Here is a 12808-nt window from a genome sequence, read left to right as displayed (position 1 = left end):
ACGAATTTTTTTCAGTTTTTTAGGAATCAGGGACTATATGAAAATCGACTCGAAAGCACAAGCCTCGGCCAAGGTCGGCAAACGCCGCCCCAAGCTGGACAACCAAGACCTGGTCAAAACCAGCTTCTGGATCAGCCAGGTGTTTATGCTTATCGCCACTGTTGTCGGGGTCTACCTGGCGGCCCAGCAGGGGCTGTCCCAGGCCATCGCCTTCGATGCCCTGACCAGCAAGCAGAACAACTATTACCTGCGCCACGCCCTGTACGACGAAGTCAACGACAACGTCGCCATCATCAATGCCTATGCCGATACCGTGCTAACCGAATCACACAGCAACCTCAAGACCATCCACCCGCAGATGGCCCAGTTTGTCTGGAACAACATGCGTTACTCCAGCCAGACACTGGAAACCCCCTCTCAAATTCTGACCGAAACCCGCCGTTTTTATATGGCGGCCGCCGACATCATTCAAAAGATGGAAAGCCGTACCTACGGCTCCCACTATGGCGCCAACAAGCTTAAGGAACTGACCGCCGGCATCAGTAGCCGTACTCTGCCCGCGTTGCAGCACAACTACCAGACGCTGGCGACGGAGCTGAAAGCCGCCGACATCATCGTGGAGTAACAGACACCATGACCATCACCTGCCCCAACTGCCGGACCCGCCAGATGCGCGAGCTGCATTTCCACGGCCAGAGAGTGGATCGCTGCACCCTGTGCGGCGGCATCTGGTTTGATCACGGCGAACTCAACGGCGCCCTGTCCCGGGCCGACAACGGCAACGACGACGTCGGCGTCGAACACAACCTGGGCAACCACCTGGGTGCCTCGCCACGACAATGCTGCCGATGCGACGACGGTCTGCAGTACTACCAACTGCTGCAGGATTTCAGAGTTGAGGTGGAGGTCTGCCACAGTTGCACCGGCATCTGGATCAATGACAGCGAGCGGGAAAAAGTGGTCCAGTCACCGCGAGTTCAGTCGGCGCTGGAGCAGATGAATCAACCCACCAGTACCAAAACCTGGCTGTTCCAGTTTCTACTGAAAATGCCGGTGGAGTACAACGTCAAGGCGCGCACCACCCCCTGGGTGACCTACCTGTTGCTGGCGCTCAATATCCTGATCTTCTTTGGCTACAACAGCGATATTCAGCTGGCCGAGCAGGTGTTCGATGCCTTTGCCCTGCGTTCCGACTACCTGCTGCAGGGGCACCATTTCGGCACCCTGCTCAGCCACATGTTCCTGCACGGGGGGCTGATGCACCTGCTGGGCAACATGTATTTTTTGTACGTGGTCGGCGACAACATCGAGGATGCGCTGGGATCGCTGCGCTTCCTGATGCTGTACCTGCTGTGCGGCTTCGCCGCCGCTGCCGCACAGATTCTGTCCGACCCCGGTTCCACCACCGCCATGGTGGGCGCCAGCGGTGCCATCGCCGGCCTGTTCGGCATGTACCTGCTGTGGTTTAGAAACGCCAGCCTGACGTTCATGTTCTTTATCTACCAGAAGAAGCTGTCACCGATGGTCTTTTTCGCCATCTGGCTGGCCCTGAACCTGGTCGGCGCCTGGCAAGGCCAGGGCAGCGTTGCCTACTGGGCCCACATCGGTGGTTTCGCCGCCGGACTGGGGCTGGGCTGGTGGCTGAAACCGTCGGTAATGCGCACCAACCCGGTGCTGGCGATGCTGAACTCCGACAGCATCAAGGTTCGCCGCTGAGCGCCGCTCCGCGGTACCCAGACACCGCGGACGCCTCTACTCTGAGGCTAATTGACGGCAGTCATTGACCCCATTGAGCTGCCGGCAGCGCTGGCAGTTCTTATTGGGTTGGTAGTGTTGAGTAAAAAACCCATCCACTTTAGTCGACAGGGATTCAAATTTGCTGGCAGTGGCGATCTCATTCCATTGATACCGATTCATCATCTCGGCCAGATGGCGGAAGTAAGTCGGATTTTTCTCGGTCAGGTACTTAGGCTCCATCAACTGACTTTCATAAGAGGATAAACAACCGGCCATAAAGAAATAGATGGCCTGAGTTAACTCCATCACCTGAGTCTCAGAGGCTTGCAACGCTCCACTCTGCTGCGCCTCCTCAATATGCAGATGTACCCGGCTCCAGAACATATTGACCCGGGCCCTGAGCAGGTTCACTTTCTCATCGCTGGCCATCTGCCAGAACATGCTGTTGATCGACACCACCCGCAGAATATTGAAGGTCGGGCTCTTCTCCACCGCTACCAGAGAGAATACCGCCGGCAGCGCCGCCCGCTCCAGCTCGGTCAGTTCCGGATGGCACTCCAAAAACAGCGGAATGTAGTTGGAAGTGCAATTACGTAGGAACAGGCACACCAGCACATCTTCCTTGGATTGAAAGAATTTATACAGGGTGTGATTGGAGCACTCCGCCTCTTTCGCGATCTGGGCAAACCGGAATGACATCACTCCGTGTTCATCCACTAACTCTTCGGCAACGTCCAATAACTGATTACAGCGAAGGCTGTCCAGTTTGGTTTTCGGGCAATGCATGAGAAGGACCTGTCGGTAATTACGTTGCCGCTACTTTCGCACAGCGCCAGAAAAAAATTCGGTGTTAAGGCCACAAAAATTATTTGCTGAATCCCGCCAGAATCTTTTTTTGAGACCCCTTCGCGAAAACTTTTTTCAACCGGATCTCACTGTGATCCAGCGCTTATTTTACCCCGCAGTAACAGCGCTACAGTAATTTCACATTCACAGCATGAGATAAAAACTATGCATGACAGACGTTCGTTTATGAAGCTCGGCGCCGGTGTGGCCGCCGCCGGAGCCATGTTACCCCTGACCGCCTCCGCCAAATGCGCCGAAGATGACGTCAGCTGGGACGGTGAGTACGAAGTGGTGATCATCGGTTCCGGTTTTGCCGGCCTGGCTGCGGCAGTGGAGGCCAAGCACAAAGGCGCCAAAGACGTCGTCATCTTCGAGAAGATGGGCGTTTACGGCGGCAACAGCACCCTTAACGCCGGTCAGGCCTGCTTTGCCGGCACCGATCTGCAGAAGAAACTGGGCATCAAAGACAGTGCCGACCTGATGGTCAAAGACCAGCTGAAATCCGGCCGCGGTGTCGCCAGCGAATCTCTGCTGCGCCACAGCGCCGAACTCGGCCCTTACGTATACCAGATGACCAAAGACTGCGGCTGTGTCTACCGTGACTTCATCATCACCACCGGCGGCACCAGCGCCACCCGCAGCCATCAGGTGGTGGAACGCTCCGGATCCGGCTTCATTCAGCCCATGCTCAAGACCGCCCGCAAGATGGGGGTAGAGACTCAGATCCGCCACAAGTTCGAGCACCTGATTCACGACAAGAAAGGCCGGGTCATTGGCGTCAACATTCGTAAAGGCTACCACTTCGGTTTTGAGGACAGTGGTGAGCTGATCAACATCAAAGCCAAGCGCGGCGTCATCATCGCTACCGGCGGCTTTGGCTACAACATCAGCCTGCGGCAGGCCCAGGATCCGACCCTGACCGCCGAAGTGGGCTGCACCAACGCCAAAGGCGCCACCGGCGACGGCCTGATCGAGATGCTGGCCGCCGGTGCGACTCCGGTGCACCTGGCCCACATTCAATCCGGCCCCTGGGCGTCACCCGATGAAGGCGGTTTCGGCTACGGTGCCGGTTTCTCGCTGTACAACTTCCCCCACTCCATTGCCATCGACCGCAACACCGGCCAGCGTTTCATGAACGAAATCGCCGACCGTAAGACCCGGGCCGACCTGGAGCTGCAGCGTCGCGACCAGAACGGCAACCCCAACCCGGCCCTGCTGATCGCCCCTAAGCACGAAGCCAAGAACGATCCCTCCATGGCCAAGGTGCTGAAGTACAACGTGGCGTGGGAGTTTGATTCCGTGGAAGCCATCGCCAAGCACTTCGATGTGCCGCTGCAACCGCTGAAGCAACAGATCGCCGACTGGAACAGCTACGTCGACAAGGGTGAAGACCCACAGTTTGGCAAGCGCATGAACGCCGGTCGCGGCATCAAACTGACTGCCCCCTTCATCGTTCAGCGTCTGTGGCCCAAGGTGCACTACTGCCAGGGCGGCATCCAGATCAACACCAAGGCCGAAGTGCTGGCCGCCAAGACCGGCAAGCCGATTCCAGGCCTGTTCGCCGCCGGTGAAGTGACCGGTGGTATTCATGGCGTCAGCCGACTGGGTGGCTGCTCCACCCCGGAATGCCTGGCATTCGGCGTGACTGCCGCTCGTTCAATTATGGAGGCCTAATCGCCATGACCCGCTCAAAAGTACTGCTTACCGCCGCTGCCGTGATTCTGGCCGCCAGCTTCAACACTCAGGCCATGAACAAGCGTGAGCACCACGCCACCGTGTACGAAGCCGGCTGCGACACCTGCCACGATCAGGGCATGGGCAAGTTCCCGTCTGATGAAGCCTGTCTGCAGTGTCATGACGTTGATGATGTGGCCGAGATGACCGCCCGTGAAGGCGACGAGGTCAAGCAAAACCCACACAACAGCATGCACTACGGCAAAGAAGCCCCGTGTCAGGAGTGTCACGGCGAGCACACGCCAAAGAAAGCGCTGTGTCAGGAATGCCACAACTTCAGCTACCCGAAGTTTAAATAACAACACCTCCCTTCCAAGGAAAAGATGATGTTCGGCATCCAGCCATGGTTCCAGCCTCTCCCTCAAGGCGGTGACCATGGCTGGGATGTTGAACATATTTTTTGTAAAAAATGGACTGAAACCATGCGTATTAATAATAAGCTGAAACCCGCGTTATTTTTCGGCTTAGTGACTTCGATATCCCTACCAGCAGACGCCTCCTACGAAGTTCAAATTGGCGAGCAAGATACGCTGATTTTTGGCGGCTATATCAAGGCTGATGTTCGATATGTAGATGGCAACGTTGCCTACAAAGACCAGTGGACCGGTGCTGGCACCCCTCTGGATCAGAGCGCCTCTCAATTCCGGATCTTTGCCAACGAAACCCGTTTCAACACCAAATACATCCATGGTGACCTGGTCGGTTTCATCGAAATGGACTTTTTTGGTGACGGTGGAAACCAGATTATCTCCAACTCCACCCAACCCCGTCTTCGTCACGCCTTTATCCAGTACCAGAACGTGTTGGCCGGTCAGACCTGGACCACCTTCATGAACACCAGCGCCATTGGTGAGAGCGCTGACTTTGGCGGCAGCATGATGGGCATCTCCTTTGTCCGTCAGGGCCAGATTCGTTACACCAACGGCGGTCTGCAGCTGGCTTTGGAGAATCCAGAAAGCTTCGGTGGCGATACCGCCAACGATAAACTGCCGGATGTGATCGTCAAGTACACCTTCAAGGGTGACTGGGGTAACGTCTCCATTGCTGCGGTCGGTCGTCAATTGAATACCACCGGTGGTAACACCGAAACTGCCGTCGGTGGCTCCATTGCCGGTCGCATTTACACCTTCGGTAAAGACGACCTACGTATCCAATATCACCAAGGTGAGCTGGGCCGCTACGTCGGTACCGCAGCGGTCAAGGATCTGGTGGGTGAACAGGTAGAAGATACCACCGCTTACAATGTGGCTTACCGTCACTTCTGGACCGAGTCTCTGCGATCTACTCTGCTCTACGGACACATTGAAGGTGATGTATCCGGAAACGAGACCAGCCAGTGGGGGGTGAACCTGTTTACGAACCTGACTCCAGAGCTGTCAGTGGGCGCGGAAGTGGGTAACTACTCCATCGACCACGAAGACAAAGACGCCTTCTATGGGCAGTTCTCAGTCCGATACGCACTTTAGATAAACCCAAAGCACAGGTGCCCAAGTGAACTAAACCTGCCTTGGGTGCCTGAGATAACTAGGTACAGATTCAACGTAATTAGCTGTCTTAATTCGGCCATCTCTTTTCGTACAACCACCATGAAACCCATTCCCCGGTAGCTCTGATGGCCTCGCTCCCTCTGCTGACCAAAAGCCTTGGGTTCTCTGGCCTCCTCAACGCTTTCTGTTGCTGTACCTAACCCTCTCTCCACTCTTGTGGCGAAGAATTTCAGGCCATACCTGTTCACACTTCTGTAATAATCTGTTATCAACATAGGGCGCTCATGAAACCCTCTCTGAGCCGACTGCCTATAAGGATGTAATACCGACCGGTATATGAGGCAAAGATAACGACAATGAACAAGGATGACTCAATGAGCTATACCCGCCGCCGATTTCTACACACCCTGGTGGTTTCCGCCGGGGCCGTAACCCTGTCCAGCCTCACCGGCTGCTCCAACGACGACAACAGCAGCACCCCGGCACCGGAAAACCTGCCTGTAGTATCGCCGCAGTATTTCCCCCAATCGGTGATGTCCGGCGACCCGCGCCCCGATTCGGTGATTCTGTGGACCCGCGCCGTCGACGGCGACGGCGATCTATCCCTGACTCTGCAGGTATCCAGCGATCCGGAGTTTGCCACCGTGGTGGTGGAACAAGCCTTTATCGCAGCCGCCGCCAATGGCCACTGTATTAAGGTGCGGGTGACCGATCTGGAACCGTACCAGCATTACTATTATCGCTTCCTGTACAGCAAGGACGGCGCCCTGCACAGCTCCAAAACCGGCCGCACCAAGACCGCCCCGGCCAACGATGCCGATGTGGAGGTGAAATTTGGCTTCGCGTCCTGCCAGGACTATCTGGGCCGCTACTACAACACCTACCTGTCGCTGCTGGCCCGCGACGACCTGGACTTCGTGCTGCACCTGGGTGACTACATCTACGAAACCACCGGCGACGCCAGCTTCCAGGACACCGACGGCGAGCGCAGCATTGAGTTCCGAGACGCCGATGGCACCCTGATCATCGGCACCGGTGAGGCCGCGTTTCAGGCAGCCAACAGTGTCGACAACTACCGGCAGCTGTATGAAACCTACCGCAGCGACGCAGTATTGCAGGAGCTGCACGAGCGCTTTCCGCTGGTGGCCATCTGGGACGATCACGAATTCTCCGATGACAGCTGGCAGACCAACGCCACCTATCAGTCCGGTGCCGCCGATGAGGAGCAGACCAGCCGCAAGCGCAACGCCGAACAGGTGTACTTCGAGTTTATGCCCATCGACCACAGCGCCCCTCACGGCGACAGTGGCAGCGGCGCCCTCGAAGTGCTGGAAGATCAGCTATTCCCCAACACCAAGATCTACCGCGACCTGCAGTTCGGTAAACACCTGCATCTGGCCCTGACCGACTACCGCACCTACCGCCCGGATCACCTGATTCCCGAAGACGCGTTCCCCGCCAGCGTCGCCATCGACAGCACAACGCTGACCGCGTTCCTGGCGGGCCAGGGCATGCCCCAGGCTGGCATCGACGCCACCCTGGCACAGATGAGCCCGGTGGTGGACATCGACGCCGCCCCGTTTGCTCCCTACAAAGCCGCGTTTGCGGAGATCTTCACCGGTCTCTACACCGAGGAGCTGATGACCCGGCTAGGCCTGGATCAGGCCACGGCGGTGGCTCAGGCCGGCGAGCGGGCCTCCGCTGCCATTCAGGGGCTGCTCACCAGCAGCTACCTGAATCTGGTGCTGGCCCAGGCGCAGGCATCCCTGCCGGACGGCCATCCGCTGAAGGCACTGCCACCGCTGCCGGAAACCGGCGTCGATACCGGGCTGGCCTTCTATACTCTGGGCAAAACCACCCTGTTCTCGGATCTTGGTGCCCGCTACCTGGTGATCAAAGACAGCTTCGATCTGTACGCCGGCTTCCTGGAGTTCATGGCCCAGCAGCAGGGCAGCAGTGTGCAAACTCCCTACGACGCCGCCCAGCTCAGCTGGCTGCAGGGGGTACTGAACCAATCCAGCGCCACCCACAAGGTGATGGGCAGTTCGGTCTCGTTTGCACCACTGCTGGCGGATCTGTCCGCCAGCAGGGAGGACAGCGGTATCGCCGACCTGGAAGCGGTACTGGACTCAGATCTGGTGCCCGCGGCCCTGAAGCAGCGCTTCTACCTCAACGTCGATCACTGGGACGGCTTGCCGCAGTTTAAAGCCGAGCTGATCAACGACCTGCTCAGCGCCACCGGGACCGTCACCCTGTCCGGCGACATCCACGCCAGCTTTGTCACCCAGCACCCGGCCAACGCCAACTCCGGACTGGCCTCGGTGGATTTCACCGTCTCTTCGGTCAGCTCAGGCACCTTTGGCAGTTTCCTCGACAATGGCCTCAATGGCCTGCTGGCCCAACTGGGGGACGTGCCGCCGGAGGTCAGCCAGTTGAAGTATTTCTTCGACACCATCGCCCTGACCGCCAGCAAGCGTGACGACGTCAGCTCCAAGATGGTGTTCTCCAGAATGTGGGAGCACGGCGTGGGGGTGGCCACCGCGGGTGCCGGTGCCTTCAAGGTGGACTACCACAACATCCCCACGGTGTGGGATGGCGTCGACTGGGCCAAAACCCCCTTCTACGACGATCGCGTCAGGTTCCTGGCGCAGGTTCGTACCCACAGGTTCAGCTGGGACGGCGCCAGCCTGACTCAGTTACCCGCCTAGGATCGGTCTCTGGTAAGGCCGGCAGCGGCACGGCCCGACTCAGCTCCGCGTAGTGCGGAGCTGAGTGTGCCCGGGAGCCGACCGATGGCTCTCGATCGACGCAGCCCCGCCCCGCCGAAACACTGGCAAACAGGTGCCCGGGTTCGACGCCTGATCAACGAGTAAGCGTGTGAATGATCTCCTGGTGCTGGGGGTATTGCGCCAGTAACTCCGCCCGCTCAAACAGCTCGAAGTCACCAAAGGTAAACCCGGGGGATACCATGCAGCCCACCAGGGAGTAGCCCGGATTGTTCATGGCCGATCCAAAAATCACGCCTCGGGGCACCAACACCTGAGGCCGCTCTCCCGCCGCCAGATCCATCCCCAGTTGCACCTGCTCGAGCCGGCCGTCAGGATGGATCATGCTGATGGTCATCGACTCGCCACCATGGAAATACCACATCTCGTCGGCGGTCAGCCGATGGAAGTGGGACACCTCGCCACACTTAAGCAGAAAATAGATGCTGGTCCACAGTGCGCGCTGCTCATCGAAGCCGCGATCAGAGGCAAAACTGGAGGCGTAGTAACCGCCCTCCACGTGGGGCTGCAGCTGTAACGACTGAATCAAAGCATCGGCGGTTGGCTTCATGGTTGTCTCCCTTAGTTGGCGAACGGGTCAGGGTAGGCCAGCAGCAATCAAATTGCCATGACTCAAAGCAAACCATTGAAAGGAGGCAAAAACACCAAATATCGTCAATCACGAAATCTCTCGACGGCCAGCCGCCACCAAACCACGAAATACGGTGATTTAGGCGCTTAATTCAACACTCTTGCTCTTGGTATACAACTTGCCCTGTCCGGCCTCACGATCAATAACAACGGGACAATCAATGACACGCATACGAAGTGGATGGGCAATGCTGGTGGCAACACTGGGCGTTTCCGGCAACCTGGCCGCCAGTGGCATCACCGCCGCCGAGGTGGGCTATATGGGCTTTACCCAGGCTACCCTGAATCTGAACCCCGGCGCCTTTGACCAACCCTACCTGCTTCTGAGCTACCTGAATGCCCACGACCAACAACGCCTGTCCGCCTCACTAAAGCTGGAGAACCCGGGGGCGACCGCCCACAACCAGCAGCACCAGGCCGGCCGCCAGGCCGCCAAGGTGTCGGCACGCTATCAGGGCAGTCTGCCCCCGGTGCTGGCACAGTTGTGGCTGCAGCACTTCTCTATGCTCAGCGACGCCATCATTGAGAACAATCTGTTTATGGGGCTGCGACGGGATGGCCACTGGCAGGGGCTGGGGTTGGGTATAGGCGCCGGCGCCCACTACTCCTTCGGGCGATCGGACTTTACCGATCAGCATTACGCCGACTGGAGCGGCATGGTCACCAACATTCAACTGAACTGGGCTCACAGTTCAACCCGGCTGAGCCTGAATTGGATGGGGCACTTTTTCCGCAGTGATGCCCACGCCTCTACCTTTGGCTACACCGGCAGCGGCCAGCAACTGACCCTACTGGCACGGCGGCAACTGTGGCCGGACTGGAGTGTTCAGGGAAAGCTGGTGGGGTATAAGAGCCTGGGTGCCAACCCCAACGACGGGCTGGAGTACTCCATGGGCCTCAACTACCAGTTCTGAATCGGGGCCACAGCGTCGTTGAGGCATAACACCGCGCCGCAGAGGCTGATCCTGCGCAAATAGAAAAACGGTTCTGTCTGCCGCAGATTGGGTGTATAAACTTCCGCATTAGCCATTATTCGGCGCCGTACCCGAATTTTACATTACACTCGGGTATGCCATCGGGCCGTCTCCGGCGGACCTTCATCAGGAAAATACCATGCTCAACAATACCGTTCTGACCTCAGTCCGCGACCTCCTCGATTACGCCCCCTCCCAACTGGCGGCCATTTTCACCCAGGCCGGGGTGGAGGTCGGCAAATTGCAGATCAACGCCTGGCTCGAGTCCACCGGCCATCCGGACTACCAAACCATGCAGGACGTGGAGCTGGCCAGCTTTCTGAACGGCCTGATCAATACCCTGAGAGGCAAGAAAGAGGGGCCCCAGCCCGAGCCTGAACAGACGCTCACCAACAACATCGTGTTGATGAAGCTGCGCATCGCCCTTAACCTAAAGGCCGAAGATCTGATGGAGCTCTTTGCCCTGGCCGGATTGGAGCTCAGCAAACACGAAGTCAGCGCCCTGTTCCGTAAACCCGGCAACAAGCACTACCGCGACTGTACCGATGACACCCTAGCGGCATTTTTCACCGGCGCGGCCTTGCGCAACAACGCCGGCTCGTCTGAGTAGGCGACCGACGCCGGCAACAAAAAAAAAGCCCCGTGCGCGATGCAAATCGGGGCTTTGGGTTTCCCTTCCGAGGAAATGGGGGACTGCCGAAGCGGGCAGTGGGCGGAGCCTCCTGACCTGCTCCTCCGTCGCCGTTTCGCGGCGGCAGTCCAATCCGGGTCGTTGGCCCTGACCTCAGGCGACAGCTGTCGCTGCCACCTGAAGTTCGGACTTCGATTTGTCGATCACCGACCCCGCAATACTCGTCCGTTCAGGAGTTGTATTCCAGAGTGCCGTCGGCGTTGATGTCGTCGTACCGGATGCATTGCTGGTGCTGCTCGGCACCAACAATACACAACCGGTTACGACTTGTACTCCAGGGTGCCGTCGGCTTTGATTTCGTCGTACCAGACATTGTGGTGCTGCTTGGCCCAGTTCTCATCACAGTAACCGGACTTCATGCACTCCATGCCGCCTTCAGACATCACGGTGGCCATGAAGATGTGCACGATGGAGAAGGCACAGATGATGATGGCCGACGCGCCGTGGGCGATGATCGCCAACAGGCTCAGGGTACGGCTTGGCTCGAAGATGGTCGGGAACAGCAGAACCAGGCCGGAAGCCACGATCACCGCGCCGAACAGCACGAAGGTCCAGAACCACATCTTTTCACCGGCGTTGGCAAAGCCAGCATCCGGGTGCTTGCCCTTAAACGGACCGAAGTTGATGTAGCCGCCGACTACCAGGAACCAGTCCAGGTCGTACTTGGCCGGAATCTGATTTTTGGCCCACTTCACGGTCATCAGCGCCCATCCAAGAATGAACGGAATCGCCATGTAGTCGTGGATCGGTTTCATCGCCGCCATCAGGGTGGCGAAGGTGCCCTGCCCCAGGGTTGGCTCGAAGAAATGACGGCCTGCCATCAGCATCAATCCGGTCAGGATAAGCGTCAGACAAGGGATGGCTCCCAGCCAGTGAATCGCCACGTCGGCTTTGGACCAGCGCAGCACCATCTTACCGGAGTAGCCGTCGTGCAGCTTCGAGATGCCGTTAACCAGCACAAACAGCACGAAGATGCCGATCATACCGAACAGCGCCAGCATCAGTCCCGGGGCCAGAATCTGCTCCCGCAACGGAATAATGCGCTCATCGTAGGTGTTGATGGCCTGAGCATGGAACGGGCTCTGAGAGGTGGTGTACCCCTCCTGGCCCTGCTGCAGCGCCTGCCACACCAACTCGGTCTGGTTACCGGCCTGTTGGGCAACGGTGCCTGGATCGTCGGCAGCAACGCCAACCAGGGGCAGTGCCAGAGCGACCAGCATCAACAGAGGACGTAACAGAGTTTTCAACATAGGTTGCTCCAAACGAGGAAAGGGGCACGGGCCGGAAAACCGGTTCGTGCCCCTTGGCCGATGCTACTTAAGCACCTGTCTTGGTGTTAAACACGAAGGCCTGGTTGCCGCCACGGTTTACCACACGCTCACGGAAGATCTCCGATACGGTGTTGGCATCACCGGCCAGCAGCGCCTTGGTGGCGCACAGCTCGGCACACATAGGCAGCTTGCCTTCAGCCAGACGGTTGGCACCGTAGAGCTCACGCTCCTTGGCACTGCCGGCTTCGGTGTTGGGGCCACCGGCACAGAAGGTGCACTTGTCCATCTTACCCTTGGAGCCGAAGGTCGACTGTTTCGGGAATTGAGGGGCACCAAACGGGCAGGCGTACAGGCAGTAACCGCAACCGATGCAACGCTCTTTGTCGTGCAGTACGATGCCATCGTCGGTCTTGGAGAACACATTGACCGGGCACACCGCCATACAAGGGGCGTCGGCACAGTGCATGCACGCTACAGACAGAGAGGCTTCTTTACCAACCTGACCATCATTGATGGTCACAACGCGGCGGCGGGAGATACCCCACTCCAGTGCGCTGTCGTTTTCGTTCTTACAAGCAGTGACACAGCCGTTACATTCGATGCAGCGCTTGGTATCACACATGAATTTCATGGTCGCCATTAGGCTAATCTC

The 12808-nt window shown here is 58.1% G+C and carries 12 protein-coding genes; 8 read left to right on the top strand and 4 right to left on the bottom strand.

Going from position 1 to position 12808, the window contains the following annotated elements:
- Positions 1 to 37: 37 nt before the first annotated feature.
- Complete coding sequence (locus BLT77_RS00370) at positions 38 to 625, top strand: hypothetical protein (protein WP_090360000.1); 588 nt, start codon at positions 38 to 40, stop codon at positions 623 to 625.
- A gap of 8 nt (positions 626 to 633) precedes the next feature.
- Positions 634 to 1716 (top strand): rhomboid family intramembrane serine protease, encoded by a 1083-nt coding sequence (locus tag BLT77_RS00365; RefSeq protein WP_090359993.1) that lies wholly within the window; start codon positions 634 to 636, stop codon positions 1714 to 1716.
- Between the two features lie 36 nt (positions 1717 to 1752).
- Here the strand turns inward: BLT77_RS00365 and BLT77_RS00360 are convergent, their stop codons facing one another.
- The gene (locus tag BLT77_RS00360; protein WP_090359990.1) at positions 1753 to 2523 is read right to left on the bottom strand and encodes a TetR/AcrR family transcriptional regulator; all 771 of its coding nucleotides are present in this window, start codon (positions 2521 to 2523) and stop codon (positions 1753 to 1755) included.
- Positions 2524 to 2748: 225 nt separating this feature from the next.
- Between BLT77_RS00360 and BLT77_RS00355 the strand changes: the two genes are divergently transcribed.
- The 4 genes from BLT77_RS00355 (at position 2749) to BLT77_RS00335 (ending at position 8512) form a co-directional block, all read left to right on the top strand.
- Positions 2749 to 4257 (top strand): flavocytochrome c, encoded by a 1509-nt coding sequence (locus BLT77_RS00355; RefSeq protein ID WP_090359987.1) that lies wholly within the window; start codon positions 2749 to 2751, stop codon positions 4255 to 4257.
- 5 nt (positions 4258 to 4262) lie between these two features.
- Positions 4263 to 4616, top strand: coding sequence for a cytochrome c3 family protein (locus BLT77_RS00350; RefSeq protein ID WP_090359983.1), 354 nt, complete (start codon positions 4263 to 4265; stop codon positions 4614 to 4616).
- 123 nt (positions 4617 to 4739) lie between these two features.
- Positions 4740 to 5783 (top strand): DcaP family trimeric outer membrane transporter, encoded by a 1044-nt coding sequence (locus tag BLT77_RS00345; protein WP_090361303.1) that lies wholly within the window; start codon positions 4740 to 4742, stop codon positions 5781 to 5783.
- A gap of 395 nt (positions 5784 to 6178) precedes the next feature.
- A complete protein-coding gene (locus BLT77_RS00335; protein WP_176819142.1) occupies positions 6179 to 8512 on the top strand; it encodes an alkaline phosphatase D family protein in 2334 nt (777 codons plus the stop codon).
- Between the two features lie 154 nt (positions 8513 to 8666).
- Here the strand turns inward: BLT77_RS00335 and BLT77_RS00330 are convergent, their stop codons facing one another.
- The gene (locus BLT77_RS00330; RefSeq protein WP_090359968.1) at positions 8667 to 9140 is read right to left on the bottom strand and encodes a cupin domain-containing protein; all 474 of its coding nucleotides are present in this window, start codon (positions 9138 to 9140) and stop codon (positions 8667 to 8669) included.
- A 268-nt stretch (positions 9141 to 9408) separates the two neighbouring features.
- Between BLT77_RS00330 and BLT77_RS00325 the strand changes: the two genes are divergently transcribed.
- Positions 9409 to 10134 carry a hypothetical protein gene (locus BLT77_RS00325; RefSeq protein WP_090359964.1) on the top strand — a complete coding sequence of 242 codons (726 nt, stop codon included), beginning with the start codon at positions 9409 to 9411 and terminating at the stop codon, positions 10132 to 10134.
- Between the two features lie 199 nt (positions 10135 to 10333).
- Complete coding sequence (locus BLT77_RS00320; RefSeq protein WP_090359960.1) at positions 10334 to 10804, top strand: YehS family protein; 471 nt, start codon at positions 10334 to 10336, stop codon at positions 10802 to 10804.
- Between the two features lie 341 nt (positions 10805 to 11145).
- Here the strand turns inward: BLT77_RS00320 and BLT77_RS00315 are convergent, their stop codons facing one another.
- Together BLT77_RS00315 and fdh3B are read right to left on the bottom strand one after the other, a co-directional pair.
- On the bottom strand, positions 11146 to 12135 hold the full coding sequence (locus BLT77_RS00315) for a formate dehydrogenase subunit gamma (protein ID WP_090359956.1): 990 nt from the start codon (positions 12133 to 12135) through the stop codon (positions 11146 to 11148).
- A gap of 67 nt (positions 12136 to 12202) precedes the next feature.
- A complete protein-coding gene (gene fdh3B, locus BLT77_RS00310; protein ID WP_090359951.1) occupies positions 12203 to 12796 on the bottom strand; it encodes a formate dehydrogenase FDH3 subunit beta in 594 nt (197 codons plus the stop codon).
- Positions 12797 to 12808: the final 12 nt, after the last annotated feature.

Source organism: Ferrimonas sediminum, assembly GCF_900100175.1.
In the GTDB taxonomy this organism is placed as follows: Bacteria; Pseudomonadota; Gammaproteobacteria; order Enterobacterales; family Shewanellaceae; genus Ferrimonas; species Ferrimonas sediminum.
The sequence above is the reverse complement of the archived record's forward strand: the minus strand, read 5'-3'. Positions and strand labels throughout refer to the sequence as shown.